This is a genomic window from Chitinophaga sp. MM2321, assembly GCF_964033635.1.
Taxonomy (GTDB): Bacteria; Bacteroidota; Bacteroidia; order Chitinophagales; family Chitinophagaceae; genus Chitinophaga.
In genome coordinates, this window is the sequence record NZ_OZ035533.1 from 630,593 (window position 1) to 652,837 (window position 22,245).

Annotated in this window: 11 protein-coding genes; 5 read left to right on the forward strand and 6 right to left on the reverse strand. The window is 44.5% G+C overall.

Annotation, left to right across the window (positions count from 1 at the left end; all coding sequences use genetic code 11):
- Positions 1-263 precede the first annotated feature (263 nt).
- The 6 genes from ABQ275_RS02360 to ABQ275_RS02385 all read right to left on the reverse strand — a co-directional run bounded on the left by ABQ275_RS02360 (position 264) and on the right by ABQ275_RS02385 (position 10,386).
- On the reverse strand, positions 264-2,444 hold the full coding sequence (locus tag ABQ275_RS02360) for a pyrroloquinoline quinone-dependent dehydrogenase (protein WP_349316665.1): 2,181 nt from the start codon (positions 2,442-2,444) through the stop codon (positions 264-266).
- Positions 2,445-2,446: 2 nt separating this feature from the next.
- Positions 2,447-4,060 carry a RagB/SusD family nutrient uptake outer membrane protein gene (locus tag ABQ275_RS02365; protein ID WP_349316666.1) on the reverse strand — a complete coding sequence of 538 codons (1,614 nt, stop codon included), beginning with the start codon at positions 4,058-4,060 and terminating at the stop codon, positions 2,447-2,449.
- 13 nt (positions 4,061-4,073) lie between these two features.
- Complete coding sequence (locus ABQ275_RS02370) at positions 4,074-7,313, reverse strand: SusC/RagA family TonB-linked outer membrane protein (RefSeq protein ID WP_349316667.1); 3,240 nt, start codon at positions 7,311-7,313, stop codon at positions 4,074-4,076.
- Positions 7,314-7,501: 188 nt separating this feature from the next.
- Positions 7,502-8,677, reverse strand: coding sequence for a FecR domain-containing protein (locus tag ABQ275_RS02375; RefSeq protein ID WP_349316668.1), 1,176 nt, complete (start codon positions 8,675-8,677; stop codon positions 7,502-7,504).
- A gap of 77 nt (positions 8,678-8,754) precedes the next feature.
- Entirely contained in the window at positions 8,755-9,234 is a 480-nt protein-coding gene (locus ABQ275_RS02380; protein ID WP_349316669.1) for a sigma-70 family RNA polymerase sigma factor, read from the reverse strand.
- Positions 9,235-9,477: 243 nt separating this feature from the next.
- Positions 9,478-10,386, reverse strand: a complete 909-nt coding sequence (locus tag ABQ275_RS02385) for an AraC family transcriptional regulator (protein ID WP_349316670.1) — start codon at positions 10,384-10,386, stop codon at positions 9,478-9,480.
- A 909-nt stretch (positions 10,387-11,295) separates the two neighbouring features.
- Here ABQ275_RS02385 and ABQ275_RS02390 point away from each other — a divergent pair.
- The 5 genes from ABQ275_RS02390 (at position 11,296) to ABQ275_RS02410 (ending at position 22,200) form a co-directional block, all read left to right on the forward strand.
- Entirely contained in the window at positions 11,296-14,364 is a 3,069-nt protein-coding gene (locus ABQ275_RS02390) for a TonB-dependent receptor (RefSeq protein WP_349316671.1), read from the forward strand.
- 20 nt (positions 14,365-14,384) lie between these two features.
- Positions 14,385-16,145, forward strand: coding sequence for a RagB/SusD family nutrient uptake outer membrane protein (locus ABQ275_RS02395; protein ID WP_349316672.1), 1,761 nt, complete (start codon positions 14,385-14,387; stop codon positions 16,143-16,145).
- A 139-nt stretch (positions 16,146-16,284) separates the two neighbouring features.
- Entirely contained in the window at positions 16,285-19,266 is a 2,982-nt protein-coding gene (locus tag ABQ275_RS02400) for a LamG-like jellyroll fold domain-containing protein (protein ID WP_349316673.1), read from the forward strand.
- Positions 19,267-19,351: 85 nt separating this feature from the next.
- A complete protein-coding gene (locus ABQ275_RS02405; protein ID WP_349316674.1) occupies positions 19,352-20,632 on the forward strand; it encodes an MFS transporter in 1,281 nt (426 codons plus the stop codon).
- On the forward strand, positions 20,629-22,200 hold the full coding sequence (locus ABQ275_RS02410) for a ThuA domain-containing protein (RefSeq protein WP_349316675.1): 1,572 nt from the start codon (positions 20,629-20,631) through the stop codon (positions 22,198-22,200). Before ABQ275_RS02405 ends, ABQ275_RS02410 begins: the two co-directional genes overlap by 4 nt.
- The last annotated feature ends 45 nt before the right edge of the window (positions 22,201-22,245 follow it).

Genomic DNA, 22,245 nt, shown 5'->3' on the forward strand with positions numbered 1-22,245 from the left:
GCGATAAGTACCTAATAGTTGTCAGAATGTATCTTTTTTGCGTGACCTCTAAAATCCTGACCGCACGGCTATTTCTCCGGGCGCCTTAATGGATATGATAACAAAACTGGCTGGTAATGATACCATACAGATCAATAAAACAACAAAGATGGTTACGGAGAATATTAATAAGCTGATGAAGGGTGGGGAATAAAAGCAAGCGGACAAATCATACGAGTGATGATTTGTCCGCTTGCAAGGGGTGATGAGGTTATTAACAATGATTAATCGGGTAATGCAAATGCAACATAATAGTCTCCTGATGCTGTACCTAGTTTACCACCTCCGCAGGCAATAACAATATACTGCTTACCACCTGATTCATAGGTAGACGGCGTTGCAAAAGCCGCAGCCGGCAGATCGGTTTGCCACAACAGCTTTCCGGTCGTTTTATTGAATGCCCGGAATTTTTTGTCTTTGGTAGCGCCAATGAATAACAATCCGCCTTTGGTAACAATAGGTCCACCATAGTTTTCTGTACCTGTTTCTTTAATACCCTTAGCAGAAAGTTCAGGATCTTCTCCCAATACATTTTTCCATACGTGCTCTCCTGTATTCATGTCAATGGCTGTTAAAGAGCCCCATGGCGGCGCTATGGCCGGTTTTTTTTCTTTACTCAGGAATTTATGGTAACCGGAAATATTGTAAGGCAGCTTCCTGAATTTTTCTACAGGCGTTAATTGCTGTTCGTAGTTTTTCTCCTGTTCTTTTTTCAGATCCAGCACAAAGCTGGCAATGGCCATTTTCTGATCATCGCTTAAATACTGAAATGCTGGCATCATCCCTCTGCCCGTGTTTATAAAATCAATTAATTTTGAAGCGTCATATTTTTTACCCACTTCCTGTATGGAAGGATAATTTCCCGCGCCGGCGCGGTCGCCACCATGGCACGACATACAATGTTGTTTGTATAACCGTAGGCCTGCCTGCCCGAAATTTTCCCTGGTTTCCACGTCCTTTTCTGCGTCCAGCATTTTCAATATCCACGGCATTTCATTGGCATTGACATATAATATACCGGTTTCAGGGTCCACAGCAGGGCCACCCCATTCAGCGCCTCCGTCAAACCCCGGAAATATGACGGTTCCTTCTTTTGATTGCGGAATAAAAAGCCTGCCTGTGTGATATGTTCTTAACCTGTCGCGTACATCTTCATAGGAAGATTTATCCAGGTATGGATTAATATCCTTTTCGGTAAAGGACTGTCTTACGAAAGGTGCGGGCTTTTGAGGAATGGGTTGGGTGGGCCACATTTTTTCACCTGTCAGTGCGGTCACGGTGTCCACCTTTGTTTCCACTACCGGAAACAAAGGCTCGCCGTTTTCCCTGTTGAAGATGAATACAAAACCCGTTTTAGTGGTTTGTGCTACAGCGTCCACCTCTTTTCCATTATGCTTTACCGTTAGTAGCACAGGATAGGAGGAAGGGTCCCAGTCCCAGGTATTGTGATGAATGTATTGAAAATGCCAGAGGCGTTTTCCGGTATTGGCATCAAGCGCCAGCAAACAATCCGCATAGAGATTGGAACCCCTTCTTTTGCCACCGTAGAAATCCATGGAATTTGAGCCTGTTGGCGCGTAGGCAATACCTCTTTCGTGATCTATGGTCATGCCCATCCAGTTATTGGCGCCACCAGTGAATTGCCAGGCGTCTGGGTCTTCCCAGGTTTCATGACCGGGTTCACCGGGTTGTGGAATGGTATGGAATATCCATTGCTGTTTGCCTGTGCGGATATTGTATGCGCGGATATGCCCCGGCGCGGCATCCATCGCTTCCGACACCCTGGTACCTGTGATCAGCAGATCCTTGTAAACGGAAGGAGCCGAAGTGTGGGTCACAAAAAGGTCGTCCACATCAGCGCCTAATCCGTCATGAAGATCTATCTTCCCGTCCTTTCCGAACGTTTCAACAGGCTTCCCGGTATTGGCATCAATGGCATACATGTACCTGCCTGCGACATAAAATATTCTTTCGTCTTTTTTATCATCGGTCCAATAGGCAACACCGCGGTTATTGTTAAGGTTGAAATGCCCGTTCTTGTCGCCTTCGACATGTTGAAGAGGACTGAAAGCCCATTTTTCCAGACCTGTTGCAGCATCGATGGCAAATAACTTCAATTGCGGGGATGTTCCGAATAAGACGCCATTTACGATGATGGGATTGCATTGGATCTGCGAATGGGCGGCCGTATCTGCATCTCCTGTGCGATAAGTCCAGGCTACTTTCAGTTGCTGTACATTCGCGGTATCTATCTGCGACAGGGACGAATATTTATTGCCGGAAGCATTTCCTCCTACCACAGACCAGCCTTCAAATGAATGTTTTTCCCGGCGCTCACCACAGGCGATGACGACCATAAAAAGAAGACCGGGAATAAAACGTTTTAAAAATCGGATATGCTGCATAATTAATAGCCTGTGTTCTGTGACAGATTAATATTTTTGTTTAACTCCTGTTGCGGAATGGGGAAAAGCGATCTGTAACTGCCGTTTGGCTGGTGGGAAAGCCATGACTTGGCGGTAAACACACCAAAACGAACCATGTCCTGCCGGCGTCGTGCTTCCTGGGCAAATTCCCAGCCCAGTTCATCCAGGAACCGTCCGTACTTGACATCACTACCACCTTCAACAGGTGCTATTACATCATTTTTTGACCGGCCATAAACGTAGCTGCTCCCTTGCAACAATTGCGCACCGGTTACCTGGGCTTTGCCCGGATTATCTTTGAAGCTTCTTTTCCGGATGTCTGTAACCAGTTCAGCAGCTTCGCCAGACAAACCTTTTCTCAGCAGGCATTCTGCTTTCATCATCAACACATCAGCATATCTTAAAAGTGGCACATCATTGCTCAGATCAAAAAGGGTTCCCATTTTATATTCGTATTTCGCTGCCCTGAATGCATGAAATTCCGCTGTTGAATCGATACTGGGTACACTGTTGATCAACACCAGTGGCTGGCCCTTAAAAGCACCATACACGCATTCAAGCGGATCGCCGTTAGCAGCAAACTGTTGTCCCTGCATCCAGTCATCTTTGAGACGGGCATCTTCATGGTCGTAAGTGTTGATAAACTGCGGCACTGCACCACCGCCTCCCCATGTCATTACCTGCATATTATAGGTCAGATAGCTGGAAGTATGCAGGGATTGCATATGTATAAAAAATCCGCCGGCATATATTTCATCATACGGAATCGCAAAAATGATCTCCTTTGAATTTTCGTTGTTGGTTACAAATATATTTTTCCGGTTGTCTTCCAGTAAATAATTGCCTGACTGGATCACGGCATCGCAGGAAGCAATGCATTTATCCCATTCTTCCTGTCCTGCATACACGGTGGCGTTCAGGTACATTTTTGCCAGCAGGGCATGTGCTGCCCATTTGTTGAAACGGCCATAAGTAGATTTATCAGCTGCTTCACTCAGCAATGGAAGTGATTCCGTTAATTCTTTTATGATGAAGGCATACACTTCCTTCCTGTTGCTTTGTTCGGGAAGAAATCCTTCAGGAAGATCAAACTTTGTGATGATGGGGATGTTGCCGAAATTATCTATCAGCGTATAATAATAGGAAGCCCTGAGTGCCCTTAATTCTGCAATCAGCGCCTCTTTACCTGCCTGTACAGGAATGATGTCAGCTTCTATCTGGTAAATGATCCTGTTACAATTGGTAACACCATTATAGGCATTCGACCAGTTGAAAGCAGCATATTCATCATCTACTGTCCAGGTATGTTGATGCATCCTTTTGAATATACCGCCATCAACCCATCCGTTGGGCCGGGCGGGCACTACCCACTCATCGGAGGTTTCTTCCTGCACGGAAAAAAAACCGTTGTCATGTCCGTACAGAGGCCGCCAGTTGGCGTATGCGGATCCTACCAGTGCACCCAGATCTCCTTCGGTAGGATTAAAATCTGAAGAAACGATTTCCGTGAAGTTTTTTTCGTGAAGCTTTGTGCAGCTGCCCAGCGCAATAGGCAACACGCAAGCCAGTAAGAAGCTGCTATATATATTTTTCATGCTATTAATATTATTAGTTGAACTTAATGTTAAGACCGATGGTGAAAGTGCGTACGGAAGGATATTTATCTCTTTCATCATTGCCTGGAGAAAGTCCGAGGCTGTTTACTTCCGGATCAATTCCTTTGTAACCGGTAAGGATGACTGAATTCAGCGTAGAGATGTACACTCTCGCATTCTGCGCCTTGATGGCTCGGATCGTAAAATTATATCCCAGGGTGATGTTGTCGATTTTCCAGTAGTCACCATCTTCAACATAATAGCTGTTATATTCTCTGGAAACAGTTTTGTTTAATACCGCCTTTCCAAATACAGGATCATTGGAGGATTTCAGGCGGTTATATTGTGTGGTGCCTGGGTTTTCAAAATACATTCTCTGGAAGTTGAGTATCTGAAAACCAAAAGCTCCCCGCATAGTGATACCCAGGTCTATATTTTTATACCTGAAGGTATTGTTCCATCCCGTATAATATTTAGGAAGACCATTACCCAATATTCTTTTGTCTTCATCTTTATATTCGAATTCATCATAAGGCACTGCTTTTCCATCTGTAGTTTCGTAGATCCACTTTCCGTCATCCGTTACATCTATTACTTTAAAACCGTAAAAGTTTCCGATCCTGTTGCCTACTTGTACACGATGGGTTTGCGCATTGAATGGTTCACCACTCTCTCTTCCTGCATCGAAAAAATCATTGGTAAGTTTGTACAATTCATTTTCGAGAGAAACGAGTTTATTTTTATTGGTAGAGAAGTTTACAGAGGTGGTCCATGTAAAATCTTTTTTCTGCACAGGAACGAGGTTAACCAACATTTCGATACCCTTGTTTTCCATGGTGCCGGCATTGGCAGTGGTGGTGCTGAACAGATTTGGTGGAGAAGGAACCGGATAATCGAACAGCAAACCTTTTGTTAACCTTTTGTAGTAATCGATGCTACCGCTGATCCTGCCTTTGTAAAGCGAAAAGTCCAGGCCTGCATTTGTTTCCCTTTTTTCTTCCCAGCGCAGGAATTCATTTGGATTGCTGCTTGGGCTAAGACTGCGTACCCATCTTCCATCAACCAGGGTATAACTTCCATAACCAAGTCTTGCGATACCGAGAAAAAGGGCATCCGGCGCGGTGCCTGTTACACCATATCCTACCCGGAGCTTCAGGTTATCAATGAAACTTATATCCTGCATAAATCCTTCTTCATTAATTCTCCAGCCAACAGAAACGGAAGGAAAATTACCCCAGGGCTGTTTGGCGCCAAGAAATTTAGAAGAAGCCTCTCTTCTCAAACTCGCCATCAGGAGGTACTTGTCGTCAAAACTGTAAGTCGCCCTGGCAAAAAAGCCGATAAGATTCGATTCATATTTATTGCTGCCCATTTGTGCACGACCCAGTTTAATGGCATCTCCGAGACCAATGTTGTTGTAGGAGAATTTGTCGGTCGGGAAATCCCAGTTTTCCATCCAGCTTCCTTCATCACTGTTCTCCTGGTAACTGTAACCTCCGAGGGCTGTAAACCGGTGCTGCTGTACACGCTGGGTGTACTCGGCTGTCATTTCGAGTAATTTATTTGATCCCTTGTCGCTTCTTATAATGGCATAACCATTTTTTCCACCTCTGATGGTAGAAATATGCTTCTTGGTTTCAGAATAACCTTCATTCTGATTAAAAGTTTCCACAGCGCCCAGTACTTTCAGTCGTAGTGATGGCAGTGCATACCATGCAATGCTACCGTTTGCCCTTGTGAGAATATTAGTATGTTTACCATCAGATTCATACAACCTTGACAATGGATTTTCGTACTGATACACGGCTGGTTTTTCATTCCATGTACCATCATCATTTTGGAGCGGTGCCGTGGGATTACGGTTAAGCGCCTGACGATATATGTGTCCGGCAAAGCTTACCCCGTTTCCGGTTGAAGTATAACTATTGTTCCTGGTTAAAAGGCCCGCATTCATCAGTACTTTTCCGCCGAACATATTGTGATTGATGTCTACACGGCTATTGAGTGTGCGGTTGTCAGTTTTTTGAAAGATACCTTCGAGGGACCGGTAGGTACCGCTTGCCACATAATTTGTTTTTGCAGTACCTCCCCGGATGGTAAAATTGTGGGTATGTATTAGCGGATTCTGGGAGATTGCCTTGAGCCAGTCTGTATCGGCGCCTTCATCCTCACCGGCTACGCCTTCCTGCAGGAGTTTGCGGTAGTCAGCAGCAGTGAGCATTTGGGGTTTTCTGGCGATCCTTTGCGTACTGAGGATGCCGCTGTACTCAATAGAAGGATCAACATTTCCTTTTGTATTTTTTGTGGTAATGAGGATAACGCCATTGGTGCCTCTTGTTCCATAAATAGCAGCGGCGGAACCATCTTTCAATACATCAATGGATTCAATATCCTGGGGAGCCACTGTATTCAGGTCGCCTGGAATTCCATCAACCAGTATCAGGGGTTGGGTACTCGTATTCAGCGTGGCTGTTCCCCTCAGCAATATCTGCGAGTTTTTAGTTGGGTCACCGCTGGGAGAAACGATGGTGAGTCCTGCCACTTTACCTTGTAGTAACTGGCCTGCGTCTTTGGCTACTCCCTGCACAAAATCTTTTGACTGGATACTGGCCACTGCGCTTGTTACATCTACCTTCCGTTGTGTTCCATAACCGATTACAACAACACCACCCAGGTCGGAAACCCTTGTCTTCATTACGATTACCAGGTTGTTCCTTCCGGTGATATCTACTGACTGTGTTTCAAACCCTATGCTCGAAAAAACCAGCTGGCTCCCGGATTGCGCTGTCTTAATTTCAAATTCACCATCGGTATTTGTGTTCGTAGCCACCTGGGTTCCTTTGAGAGCTACGGTTACACCTATAAGCGGCTGTCCGTTTTCATTGGTTACCTGTCCACGGATATGAAGCGGTGGTAGCTTTGTTAGATCAGCTACCCGATCAGGTTCAGCAAAGAAAGCGGGCTTTTTCCTGATGCTGATTGTTTTATCCAATATCGTATAAGAGAGCTGCCGGTCTTTCAATATCTCTTTGATAAAATCCTCCACGGGCTGGTTAACGGCATTAACGGTAACCGGTTTCTCTTTCCCCAGTAACTGGTAACTCGATACCACCAGGAAACCGGTTTGTTTTTTTACTTCGGCAAATACAGCTGGCAAAGACATATTCCTGCCGGAAAGACTGACCGTCTGGGAAAATGTCCGCGCACTCAGGTGCAAACAGCCAATTAGGAAAATCAGAGTCGTTAATTTCATAACGCGTAGGAATCGTTTGGTTAAAGGGCTGCCATAATGAGGCAGTACCTTACAAAGAACATTTTGCATACTTTTGCAATAGTTGGTTTGGTGAAATAATAAGTGGTCTTCTCCAGGACCTTTTATGAACCTATCCAATTTTTTGCCGCTACGCCTGCAAGCGTGGCGGTTTTTTATTGGATATAATTTTACATTTTGGAAACGATGAGTCGTCTGTTATGCTCTATTTTAAACCGTACTCCCATTCCGGAAAGGGCTTCTAACACATCTGCCAGCTTTAAACTTCTTTGGGCTTCGCCATAAAATTCAAATCCTGGTATTTCTCCCTCATAAACGATTTCTATATCATACCACCTGGCCAATTGTTTCATCACTTTTTTCAGTGGAAGATGATTGAAATCAAAAATGCCATTCTTCCATGCGAGGTCCTGCGCTATATCTGTAGGGATGATATTCCCGTTTATATAAGCCTCGCCTGGCTTTAGCAGCCGGTCATTTATCCTGATCACTCCTTTGAGCAGGGAGGTTTTTATAGCTGGTTCGTCTGTATAGCTATTTATATTAAAGGCAGTGCCGAGTACAATGATCTCCTCCTTGTAGGTTTTAACAATAAATGGGTGAGCAGGATCAGGCGCCACTTCAAAATAAACTTCCCCGGTTACCGATACGATCCGCTGTTTACCGGTAAAGCTTACAGGATAGCTAACGCTGGATGCCGCATTCAATAAAACCCGGGTACCATCCGGCAATGTGAGCTGGTATTGGCCCCCGTTGGGAGTTTGCATCGTATTGTAGGAAACGGCGCTTTCCGGAGTGTTGGTGCTACCTGACTTTACATATTCCACCTGGCCGTTTTTTCGTTTGACTATTTTTATATCTCCCTGCTGCGCAAGGTTTCCATTATCGGCCTTGTCAAGTACAATAGTGGAACCATCAGCCAGCGTAAGGATGGCCTTATCACCACCGGGTGCAATATCATTTACCGGAGATGTTGGAATAGTATGAACAATAGCTGGTTTTATAGTGGAAGTGTTGAGCCAGAAAAAAGTTCCGACACTGGATAAGATGATTACTGCTGCTGCATACCGGAACCAGGCTGTTTTCAGTAAAGGAATGCGTTGCAGCGGTTTTTCTACAGGAGCGTTGAAAGTTTGTGTTGTGAGTTGTTGCCACAATTTATCGGAACGCGTTGCTGTCCATAGTGGATGTTCGTCCATTTGTTCCAGTAGAACCCGGATATCTTCCTGTATCAGTGCATCGTACTGCCCGCTGCGTATAGCAGCTTGTAACTCCTCCAGTTCATCCGGGAGAAGTTGACCAAGGCGAAGGCCATCCAGCAAGGCAGTAAAACGAGAATCGGTCATATAGCAGCTTTAGACTATAAAGACGATCACCGTAAACAAGTGGCGTAAGCAAAAAGAAAAAAAGTAAAGAAAAGATATTAAAGGAAAAACAACCAGCTGCTACCGGTCAGTATCAATTCGGGGAATCGCTGGCGGACGTACTGCCGTACAGACCGGCGGGCCAGTTCCAGGTGTTTTTTAATGGTGAGCCGTGACAGCTGCAATTGTCCGGCAATGGCTTCGTAGGTCATGCTACCTGTATTGTACAATACATATACTTCACGTTGCTGAACAGGTAAATTCGCGATGGCTTCCTGTACCACTTCATGGTATCGTTTTTCCTGGAGCAGATCTTCTATCCCCAATGTCTGCCTGTCCTGTTCCTGACTATAGCGATGGGCAAGCCGTTGTTGGTTTGCCAGTTTTTTGAGTTCATCAAATATCCGGTTACGGGCCATCACAAAAAGATAATCTTCCATACTGATTATCCGGGCCAACGCTGACCGCTTTTCCCAGCAGGTCATAAAAACCATTTGCACGATGTCTTCCGCCAGGGTTTCGTCATGTGTATATACCATAGCAGCATTAAATACAGTAGGAGCGTATCTGGTATAAAGGGTATGAAAAGCAGTAGGGTCACCCGCTGACAGCCGCGCAGGTAGTAAACAATCGTTGTATAGTGTAATGTCTGGCAGAATCGTGGAATAGTTAACCTAAAAATAGCGATAGTATTTCAATTTCTTCAAAATAAAAAATACGCTCGCAGTTCCTGGTAAACAAGGATGATGCAAATGGGAAAGCAATACAGGTAATGGTTTTGTCTAAGAGCGGCTGAGTGGGGGCTGCGTCTCTTTTTTAACCCCTGATCTATATTGATATGGACTTTGACCGGTATAGTCCCGGAAAACCTTACAAAAGTGTGAGCTGGAATTATATCCGCATGAATAAGCGATATCAGAAATGGGTAGGTCCTGCTCTATTAAAATTTTTCTTGCATGTGCCATCCGTAATTCCAGCAGATATTGCGAAAAGCTCATTTTAGTTCTTTTCTTAAAATACCGGCATAAGGACTGTTCTGTCATACAGGCAATGTCTGCCACCTGTTTTAATGAAATTTGTTCATAGAGATTATTCTTTATAAAATTGATGATGCTGATTAGTTTGTCAGAACCTTGAGATTCAAGACCGTTTGCATCGTCGCTGGCAATAAAACTTTTTTCGGAAGAAACCGATATGAGGTGCATGATTCTCAATAGGGCTTCCACCTTTTCGAAGCCTTTTGCAGAAGTCAGCTCCAGCAATTTATCAGCGATGATTTGCTTCGACTCGCCAAATATCTTGATGCCCTTTGATGCTTGTGCTATCATTTCCTTTATTCCTTCAAATTCTTTTACAGAATCAAACATCTGTTGAAAAATCTGTGGATTGAAATAGGTAACAATCACTTTTGACTCCAGGCATGAATCCTCTTTATAAAAGTCCGGATCACTTAACCATACATGAGGAACGTTGGAACCAATGAATACCATATCCCCTGATTCAAATGGTTCTACTTTATTCCCGATGATCCTTTTTCCATAACCTTCCAATATCAGTACCAACTCAAGTTCGGGATGAGAATGAAAACACGGCCGGCCATGAAAAGGGGAGGCTAAGAAAGACTGGTTTCTTAACTCAACAAATAATGAGTCATTAACTAAAGGAGTGATTTGTGTTCGTAATAGCCTCATTTTTTTATGGTTATAAGCGACTAATTAAAAGCAGTATACGCTGAATATCAATGAATTAAGATAAAGTAGATAGCCAGATTGAGCAAAAGTTATTTTCAGTAATTAATGATGATAATTTGTTTGGAAAACTAAGTATCTATCTAAATCTCTTAAAAAGTTTTAGCATTTTCCTACTTCTTATAGGAGCGGTTGGTATGTATTTTTTATAGCACGTGACATCTTCCTGTTCATAAAAGTTAAATATTCTAAAAAGGAGGATAATAAAATGATATTAGTAGGGAATAGGAGAATTACTTTTGAATATAGAATGATAGCGATAAAGTTCCCGGGATGAATCTGGGAAGCACATATATGCTATTTGATACCGATATTTCTGTTCTTCACTTTCATAATCCTTTTTTCAAAAATAGAGAAAAGACTGAATAAAAAAAATATTTAAAAAAAAGTTTGGATATGCCGGAATATTGCATATTTTTGAAAATAGTCAACGTACACTATTTTATCAGAACAATCTTAACAGGAGGGGGGGCGTGTGCGATTTTACAACTGTTACATTACTATAAAAACACGTATGAAAAATAGGTATCGATAGCTATTGCTACTATCGATTGGGTGAGGTATATCCCCAGACCATATATAACCGATAAGCATCGACTTTTATTAACAACTGATCCTTAAGTATCAACCAGGATGCCCCAAAAGCAGGCATAGGGGAGGTGATGCTGTTTCTACTGATCATCAACCAAATCTTGTATGTTTTCTGGACACCAGAAGCTTTACGTCACTTATTAAAAACAATTCCCGTTTATGAAATCATTTCAATCGACTGGGGCCACCACTATGAAATTTTTGTCCGCTGGAGTGGTGTGTCAGTGCTTAAACTTATCGGTAAGAAAAAGTTTAAGGCCTTTGTCATCCTTAAAGCTTTTATTGCTGTTGGTTATTACGGTAGGCATGAGCCTTACCGGTTTTGCGCAACAAAATAAGAAGATCACCGGTACTGTACTGGATTCCACCAGCAGCGAACGTTTGCCTGGTATATCCGTAATAGTTGCAGGCACAAAAAACGGTGCGCAAACAGATGTGAACGGAAATTTTTCCCTCACTGTTTCCGAAAACGCAACATTGATTTTCAGACACGTAGGTTATCAACAAAAGACCGTTAAGGTAGGGGAAGCTGCTACTATTGATGTAAGGCTCTCTTCTTCTGAACATGACCTCGATCAGGTAGTGGTAGTAGCTTATGGAAAGCAGAAAAAGGCAACTGTAACCGGCGCTATTGTTTCCATTTCAACCAAGGAAATCAAGCAAAGCCCGGCTGCGAATCTGGCCGTTTCACTGGCGGGTCGTTTACCAGGGCTCACAGCGATGCAACGGAGTGGAGAACCCGGTCGCGATATCACGCAGTTGTTTGTACGCGGACAAGGTACCATCAATGCGCAATCTCCCATCGTATTGGTGGATGGGGTAGAGCGTGAACTGACCTACATCGATCCAAATGAAGTAGAGTCCGTGACCATCCTAAAGGATGCGTCCTCCACCGCCATTTTTGGGGTGAGAGGGGCGAATGGCGTGATCCTGGTAACCACCAGAAGAGGAACGTCGGAAATTCCGGAAATTAACTTCTCCGCTGAAGGAGGTACCCAAAGCTTTACCAGATTTATTACACCGGTAGACGCCTTTGAATACGCCACCCTGAGAAACCAGGCCCAAAGAAACGACGGACAAGGTGATGCGTTTTCTCCCGAAGCACTGGAGCATTTCCGCCTCGGAGATGATCCTATTCGCTATCCCAATACCAACTGGAAAGATATGTTGATAAAACCAGCTTCTTTACAACAACGGTACAATCTTAATATTTCCGGCGCCAATAAGAGTTTACGGTACTTCGTAAACGCAGGGTATCTCAATCAGGGCGGACAGTTCAAATTTGAAAAAGGACTTCCCTACGATCCGAGTTTTAAACTAGACAGGTATAACTTCCGTTCCAATATAGATCTGCAGATCAACAAATCACTGAAAGCATTTTTGAATGTGGCAGGTTATCTTGAAAAGCAAAATATGCCGTTGGGTGTGTTAAACCTCGTAGGCCGCGATGAAGTAGCCAACTCTTCACCTGCTTTATGGGTGATGGCATACATGAACTACCTCAATGCTACGGTGCCTCCGTATACGCCAGATGGACAGGTGATCACCACGATCACAACGGATCACCCGGCGCTGGGCCAGTTAAATCGTACTGGTTATGCACAACAGACCAGAAGTAACGTAACAGCTACTTATGGTATGGAACAGTCACTGGAATTTATCACACCCGGTTTAACAGCAAGAGCGGTGATGTCTTTCGATTCTAAGAGCACCAATAACTTTTATGCAGGGCGCGATTATGAAAGATGGGAACAAGTTATTCTTCGTGGTGTACCGGGCGCAGATGGCCAGGATAGCGTGAAGTATATCAACCATGCACAAAAGAATACGCCTTTAACCGTTTCTGGCTCCCGGTTTTTTACCTCCTTCTCGGATTTCCAGGGATCGTTGAATTATGTGAGAGGATTTGGCAAACACGCGGTGACTGGGTTATTACTTTATCAACAGCAGAAAACAATCATCAACGAATCATTGCCATTTAACCTCATCGGTTCGGCTGCAAGGGCTACCTACGGATATGATAACAAATACTTTGCTGAGTTTAACGCCGGTTATAATGGTTCGGAACAATTTGCCAAAGGAAGAAGATTTGGATTTTTCCCCGCAGTATCTGCTGCCTGGGTAATATCGAATGAAGCATTCTTAGCCAATCATAGAATCATCAATTCCCTGAAAATAAGAGGCTCCTATGGTACCGTTGGAAACGACCGTATCGGTGGCAGAAGATTCTTATATATTGATGATCTGCAAGTAGGCGGGGGCGGTGCTTCTGGAAGTTTAGGATCCGGTAGCACGATTGTAACCAGCCTGTTGAAAAATGAAATGCTGCAGTGGGAAGTGTCGAAGAAATCAAACATCGGTTTCGAAATAGGATTGTTTGATCAATTAAGTCTGACGGTAGATATATATAGTGAGAAAAGAGATAATATCCTGCGGAACAGGGGAAAGATACCGGTGTTAAACGGACTTCCCGTGAGTGCATTGCCGCCGGTGAACATAGGCGTCGTTAAAAATCATGGATATGAAATTGAACTGAACTACCGTAAACGTTTCAATAGTAACTGGTCCATGTTATCAAAATTAAACCTGAACTATACTTCTAACAGGCAACTGTATGCGGATGAACCACTGTTACCCGAATCCTATGCATACCGCTTTAGGGAAACCGGTTACAGGATAGGTCAGAGCTTTGGATATATCGTGGATGGCTACTTTGCTGATCAGGCAGAAATTGATCGTTCGCCGGTGCAACGCGTAGGTGGTCACGATTCAAGACCTGGTGATTTTAGGTATAAAGACTTAAACGGTGATGGGGTGGTAGATGCACAGGACGTTGCGCCTATCGGTTATTCCGCTGTTCCGGAGTTTACGTTTGGTGGTGCCTTCAATGTTACCTACAAAAACTTTGATGTAAGTATATTAGTACAAGGTATCACGAACGTAACGGCTTACTATGGTGGTGCAGGTACAATGTCTGCCAACTACTATGTTAAACGTCACCTGGAAGCCTGGACACCGGAGCGTGTTGCTGCCGGAGAAAAAATCAGCTATCCCCGCTTGACAACAGAAGGATCGCCAAACGAAATTGGTAACTCATTTTTCATAAGAGACGGGAGTTATATCCGGTTGAAGAACGTAGAATTAGGCTACAGATTCCCGATGTATCTGGCCAAAAAGATAGGCGCCAAAGGTATAAGAGCTTATACGAATGGATTTAATCTGGCAACCTGGGACAGGCTCCCAACCAGAGATATAGATCCTGAGGTAATAAATGAAACCTCTTATCCCATTATCAAGACTATCAATTTTGGGCTAAACATCACCTTCTAATTTTTCTAATTAAATTTCATATGAAAAAGATAGCGTTACGATTTGTGGCAACAGCGGTTTTTGTTTCGTTGATTGCTGGTGCCGGATGCAACAAAAGCCCGCTGGATATTACGCCGGATGGCAGAATGTCGCTGGTGGATGTATTTAAAAATCCTGATCGCACGGAAGGATATTTAAATACGGTATATAGTTCCATACCAAGTTATTTTTACTCCTATATAGAATACGCCATGTTGGCCAGTACCACCGATGAATGTTCTGATTCCCAGGTGGGAAACCAGCCGGCAAATATCTCCGCGCAGTGGATTATCGGGGCGCTGAATCCCGGTAACAACCCATTGGCAGCGGGTGGTTATGGTAATAACGCCAACCACTACCCGGCTTTCTGGAGCGGTATCAGGAATGCGAATGTATTTCTTGAAAATATCGAAAATGCCACGGTGAGTAGCGAATTGTATCGTAGCAGAATGAGAGCGGAAGCGAAACTGCTCCGTGCTTTCTACTACTGGGAGCTGATCAAGCAATTTGGTCCAATGCCTATTGCAGATAAACCTTTCGACAATGCTTTTGACTACACCAGTTTAATACGCCCTACCTTTCAGGCGAACATAGATTTTATCGTGAAGGATTGTGATGAAGCCATTGCAGAGCCCACGCTACCCATGCGCCTGACGACAGAATCTGAAAGAGGCCGTTTTAGCAAAGCAGTGGCGTATGCGATTAAGTCCGAAGCATTATTGTACAATGCCAGTCCGCTCTGGAATCCTGAAAATAACAAGGCGAAATGGCAGGCAGCAGCAGACGTTTCCAGAGAGGCATTGAGCAAACTCACCGCCGGCGACCTCTATAAACTGGCGCCCAATTATGAGAATTACTTTATTAGTTATTCAGATCTGACCACGTCTCCTTTGGATAAGGAAACGATTTATGAAGTGAATAAAAGGAATGAATCTTTATTGAGTTATGTCAATAATATTCCCAGCGTAGGAAACTACAAAGCAGGATCATGCCCTACCCAGGAATTAGTAGATAGCTATGATATGCAGGCTACCGGACAGCCAGCGATAACCGGCTACAGCGATGCAGACCACTTACAGCCCATTATTAATGCGGCATCCGGGTATGATGAAAAGAAGCCCTTCGTGGGAAGAGACCCCCGGTTTTATGCAACCGTATGGTACAACGGTGCCATCTATGATAACATTAAAGGTAAGGTACATACCGTAGAAACATTTCTCGGCGGTACGGATCAACTGATGAAAGTACCACCGAACATGCAGAACACGCACACCGGTTACTACCTGAGAAAATTCATTGATCCTAAAGTGCAGGTGGGCCAGATTCCTAACCAAGGCTGGAAGAAGTTCAGACTGGCAGAGATCTATCTGAATTTCGCGGAAGCTGAAAACGAAGCTGCTGGCGCTACCCCTGATGTGTACAATGCGATCAACACTATCCGTAGAAGAGTGTCGATGCCGGATCTTCCGGCTGGCTTAACTCCCGCTGAGATGCGCGAGCGTATTCGCCGGGAACGTCGGGTGGAACTGGTAATTGAAGAACATAGATTCTGGGATGTACGCCGGTGGAAGATTATCGACAAAACCGATAAAGTGGTGACAGGCATGGAAACCATTAAAAATGGAGATGGCTCTTTCACTTACCAAAGATTTGTGACAGAACGCCGTAATGCATGGCAGGAGAAATATCTGTTGTTCCCTATACCCATAGGTGAAGCCGCTATTATTCCTGATTTTGATATCAACCAGAATAACGGCTGGTAAATTGTTTTGGCGTGGGAAATGCCATTAGCTGATTATTATTTTGCAGTAGCCGCATTTTGTAAACTTTACATACAAATGTGGCTGCTGCAATATTGTTCCCTGCATTACCGGCAGGGATCATTAAACATTCATTGCTATCATGTTAAATAATTTTGTTTCTCCTGTACGCGTGGTCATCCTGCTTGCAGGTTTGTTATTTGGGACATCAGCATTACCCCTTCATTCGGGGGTAACGGAAATGGATATACGGTGGCATACACCTGCACTGATGGAAGTACCCGGAAATAAGACAGTAGATGTAAACATCGGAGATGTATTTACAATATCCTGCCAGGTAAAAGCCGTTTCCGGCAGACAACAATCCAGGACTATCCTGGTGAAGGGAGCCGATGATAAATCGCCGTCTTATTATAGTTTAAAACTGGAAGAAACTACAGGGCATCTCCGGTTTTATGCACCTGGTCTGTCAGGCGATATGAACACCGGGATAACAGTAGACGATAATAACTGGCACCAGCTGGCTATCACTTATGCGCAAGGTCGCATGAAGTTTTACAAAGATGGTAACCTGGTTAAAACGGTGGCGGTTACCGGCAGCATTGCTCCTGCCAACACCACATTGAACGTGGGTGCACAGCCAGATGGATCGGCCGCCTTTAACGGAAATATAGGGCAACTGAAAATAGTGAAGTCTGTACTGAACGCTCTAAAGATAGCAGATATTTATACCAGTAAACTGGCGGAATGGGACCTCAACGAGGGAATGGGTATTGCTACCTATCAGGACTCCGGTAATCCCTTATATGGGAAACTTGATGGCCCCGCCAACACGTACGATAATTACGGCGTTACCCAAACCGGTAAACTGAAAAACGCCACCTGGATAACAGATACGCGGTTTGGCAACGTATTGGACTTTCGTGCCAGGGGCGCAGGTGTACATGTTGACACCACCCGTAATATTAATTTAAAAGACAGGTTTACCATTGCATGCTGGGTGAAAGCCCCGGCCATAAATAAGGAGCCGGGCATCATCCTGGCTAAGGGTACGGATACTGCACTTATGTCTTATTTTGATCTGAAGCTGGATACAAAAAAAGGGGAACTACAGTTTTTTTCTCCCGCACTTTCAGGTAATACAAACGCCGGCATAAAACATCCTGACAAAAAATGGCACCATGTTGCCGTTACGTATGAGCAGGGAAAGATGCATTTTTATATAGATGGCCTCCTGGTTAAAACCGGTATGGTTACTGGAACAATAAGCGATTCATCAGCACCACTGACGATCGGTTCGTATCATAATGGCGCTAACACATTCGGCGGAAATCTTGCCCGCTTAAAAATATTTGGTACAGCATTTAAGGAAGAACAGGTGCAGGATCTCTATCACGAAATGGAAACAGCAGGATGGAAACTGGATGAAGGCAAAGGCGATATTGTTCGCAACAGTAATGGGGCCGGTGATAAAGGGAAAGTTAACAAAGCTAAATGGGTTCCGGGTACCGGTTCTTCTTTCAGCCACGTAATGAATTTCAGTGAGCCTGGATCCAGGATCACGGTTAGTACCGGTAATACTAACCTGGGCAACAGGTTTACCATAGCAGCCTGGTTACAGGTTGCAGGAAACCGCACGAACAGCAGGGTGATTGTAACCAAAGGCATACCTGCTGCCGGAAGGAATTTTTCTCTTAAACTGGAGGAAGGAACCGGTAACCTGGTATTTAGTGGCAATGGTCTGCAAGGTGACATGAACAGCGGATTCCAGGTAGATGATAACATCTGGCATCATGTGATGATCACCTATGGCAATGGTGAAATGAAATTTTATAAAGATAGACAACTGGTAAAGACGAGTAAAGTAACGGGAGCTATCATCAATGAGGCAGCCCCGCTGATGATCGGTGGCTTTCAGGATGACGCCGCATCATTCGGCGGCAACCTGGCGGATATAAAGATTTACCATTCCATCAGAATACCGGAAGAAGTGACGAGGGTTGTTCCTCCCGCAGGTCCGGCAATAATCCTGAAGCGGGGTATTGTGTTTGACCGTATTCAGAACCAGGGTTTCCCGGTAAAACAGGAGTGGCAGATTTCTGCTAATGATATTGCTGTTGCCAAAAGTATTGGATTTGATCATATCAAAATACTGTTAACAGCAGACGAATTTATTGAGGGTGATGGCGTCAATATGGCCAACATGGGTTTCGTGGACCAGGTGGTTAACAGAGCCCTTGCATCAGGACTCCCTTGTGTGGTAGATCTTCATCCTGAAGGGAAATTTAAAACCCATTATTTGGGTACGGATACCGGGTTTGTAAAGTTACTGGGCTTTTACAAGGCCTTCGCCCGATACCTGACAGAAAGATGGACACCACAGCAGGTAGGCTTTCAATTGATGACGGAGCCTTTTGCAAATAAGGATGGCGACTGGAACAGACTCAATACAAAAATGGTGGAAGCTGTACGGAGTGTGATGCCTGATCACACATTAATTGTTTCGGGCGACAGGGCAGGAAATATCTATGCCATGACAGCAATGGACCCCGCCAATGATAATAATATTTACTACAGTTTCACGACCTACGAACCTTACCGGTTTGGGTTCAATACACAATTCGATGCCTGGCGTGGAACCGGTGGCGTGTGGAAGGATATCAGCTTTATGCCCTGGCCTTCCTCTCCGGAAATTGTGGCGGAAAGAATGAGTAAAATGCTCAGCGAGGTGAAAGAAGAAAATAAATCAAAAGCAACCGCTGACCTGGTTGAATATGGCAATGGTTATTTCAACAGTCAGTGGTTACGTATGAGAGCCCGGAATGTAAGGGATTGGAATGATGCACATGGCGGTAACCTACATGTGTTGGTAGCAGAATTTGGATGTATAGATCATGTGCAGGCGCGTAAAAATGGCGCTTCCCTGGGAATATATCCTGAAGAGCGGATCCGCTACATCCGGGAATTGCGTCAATCCTTTGAAGAAGTAGGTATAGGATGGGAATACTGGTCGTTCAATGAATACTTTACTATCCTGGATCCTGCTGTCCGGAAGCCTTATGGTGCTGCTACGGTGGATATTGTTGATAAGGGCATGTTGTCTGCACTGGGACTTACACCTTAACAGGTAGCAGGTATACAGGAGGCAATTCATCCTGCAAAAGTATTGTAAGGGTTTTATCTGAATTATTATAAACACGAAATAGCCAATGATCAAGCAAATAAATAAACAGCGGTTGTATAATGCCAGTTGTCTGGCCCTGGTAGTTACTGCGCTGAGTTTTGCCATACGGGCCAATCTGCTGGGAGAGCTGGGCAATGAGTTTCAGTTAAGCCCAAAGGAAATAGGGCAAACAGCCGCCGCTGCATTCTGGGGGTTTACTATCGCTATGTTTGTTGGCGGCCCTTTATGTGATTTTATCGGAATGAAAACAATGTACCGCATAGCATTTCTGGGTCATGTGCTGGGGATCGTTCTCACTATTTGTGCTACTGGTTTCTGGTCGCTTTTCTTTTCTACTTTATTGGTAGGACTGGGAAATGGTTTTGTTGAAGCAACGAGCTATGCAATGGTTACCGGTATGTATCCGGACGACAAAGCCAGGAAGATAAATGACTGGCATATCTGGTTTCCCGCCGGCATTGCCATAGGCGGCATACTTGGATTTTTGTTGACATGGCTCGGCGCAGGTTGGAAATGGCAGATGATCGTGATGATACCGCCAACACTGGTATATGGGTACATGTTTTTCAACCAGTCATTTCCGCAATCAGAGCGGGTGGAGCAAGGCGTTTCCAACAGGGAAATGATAAAGGAATGTTTCAGACCCCTGTTTATATTCATGGTAGGCTGTATGTTTTTGACGGGTGCAACTGAACTTGGCACCAATCAATGGATCGCTGAATTGCTTTCATCTGTGGGTGTTCCCTCCATTTTATTACTCGTATTTATTAACGGAATCATGGTAGTGGGCAGGGCCAATGCCGGATTTATCTTAAAGAAACTATCCACTCCCGGGCTGTTATTTTTCTCTGCCGTTTTTTCTTTTGCAGGTTTATTATGGCTGGGCTACGCGCAGGGATATACGGCATTTGCCGCGGCCGCAATTTTTGCTGTGGGGGTATGCTTTTTCTGGCCTACTATGATTGGATTTGTATCAGAAAATTTACCTAAAACGGGCCCGTTGGGCTTATCCATAATGGGGGGAACAGGGTTGTTGTCAACATCCCTGATATTGCCCTATTTCGGGCAGGTATATGAAGCAAGGATTGCATCGAAAGTACCTGGCGGAACATCTGCTGAAGTGTTTAGCAATGCGGTTAGTGGTACAGAAGAGGCTATACAATGGGCTGCTATCAAACTGGCAGCCGGCGCCGAAACGTTGTGGTATGTATCTGCAATGCCTGCGGTGCTGATCATTTCATTTGGCGCCCTTTATCTTGTCAGGAAAAGAAAATCTTCACAGCATACTAAATTAGGTTTGTCATGAAAAAGATATACTTGCTCATCGCAGTTTGCTGTACGCTATTATTACTTTGGGATACGGGGTATGCGCAATTACGCAAAAAGGGTCATAACATAGTATTGCTGACAACGGCAAAAACGCATGGTCCCGGTGAACATGAACATACAAAAAATGCACGGCTCATAAAGGCCATGCTGGAGCATTGCAATGTCAAAAATATAAAAGTAGATATCTACAACACCTGGCCTGCGGATGCTGCGGTATTTGATCAGGCAGACCTCATCATGACGTTGTCTGACGGCCGCGATGGGGAAGGAGATATGCTGCCACAGGTACCTTTTATGACAGCGGACCGGATGAAAATCATGGAAAAACAAATGGAGCGTGGCTGTGGATTAGTAACATATCATTTCTCCACATTTGCACCGGATGAATATGGGGATCAGATAGAAGAATGGAATGGCGGCTATTTTGACTGGCAGGGGGATGATGGTAAAAGGAACTGGTATTCTGCTATTTCCACGCTTACCGCAGCAGTGGAACTGCCTTCGCCGGGACACCCTGTATCAAAAGGTGTAAAACCTTTTCAGATTGAAGAAGAGTTCTATTATAATGTGCGCTTCAGGGAAAATGATCCGCGCTTGCGGTCAATTGCCGCTGTTCCGGCTTTGAATGGCAATGCGGGCACAGGTAACACCGTAGCCTGGGCCGTAGAAAGGAAAAATGGCGGAAGAGGCTTCGGCACCACGATGGGACATTTTTACAAGAATTGGGCAAACGATGATTTCCGGAAACTCATGCTAAACGGAATTGTTTGGGCAGCAGGAATCAGTATTCCGGAAGGAGGCGTGAAGGCAAAGTTCTACAGCATTCCGGAGGTAACACAATTGCTGTTTAATAAAAAACTGAAAGCACTTATTCTTACGGGTAACAACCATCCGGCGCATCCCTGGAAAGAAACAACGGAAATGATTAAACAGGCGCTGGAGAAAAATGCACCCTTCCAGGTAGATATTTCCACTACTATTCACGACCTGTATCAATATGATCTGACTGATTACAATGTACTGGTGATGAATTACTGTAACTGGAATGATCCCGGACCTTTGCACGACTCTGCAAAGGCCAGGACCATCCGCTATCTTGAAAGTGGCGGAGGTTTGCTGATCATTCATTTCGCCAACGGAGCTTTTCATTATTCGCTTCCCGGTGCTGCGGCAGCAGACTGGCCGGCATACAGAACTATTTGCAGGCGGGTGTGGGATCACCAATCGAATAGTGCGCATGAGCCATACGGAAAATTTAAGGTACAGGTAAGCAAAACGCCTCACCTGATAACCAGCGGTATGAAAGATTTTGAAACGGTAGATGAGCTATATTATAACCAGAAAGGAGATGAACCGATAGTTCCCTTATTAACCGCCTATTCTGCAACAACCGCTAAGGATGAACCACTCGCCTGGACGTATGAATATGGAAAAGGGCGCGTTTTCCAAACATTATTGGGACATAATGAAGCTTCATTTCAATCTCCCGCTTTCAAGCTGTTATTAAAACGTTCTGCTGAATGGGCAGCAAAGGTGTTGAAATAAACACCGGTAGAACAGGTATTTCAATGGCGACAAGAGCGTAGGTAA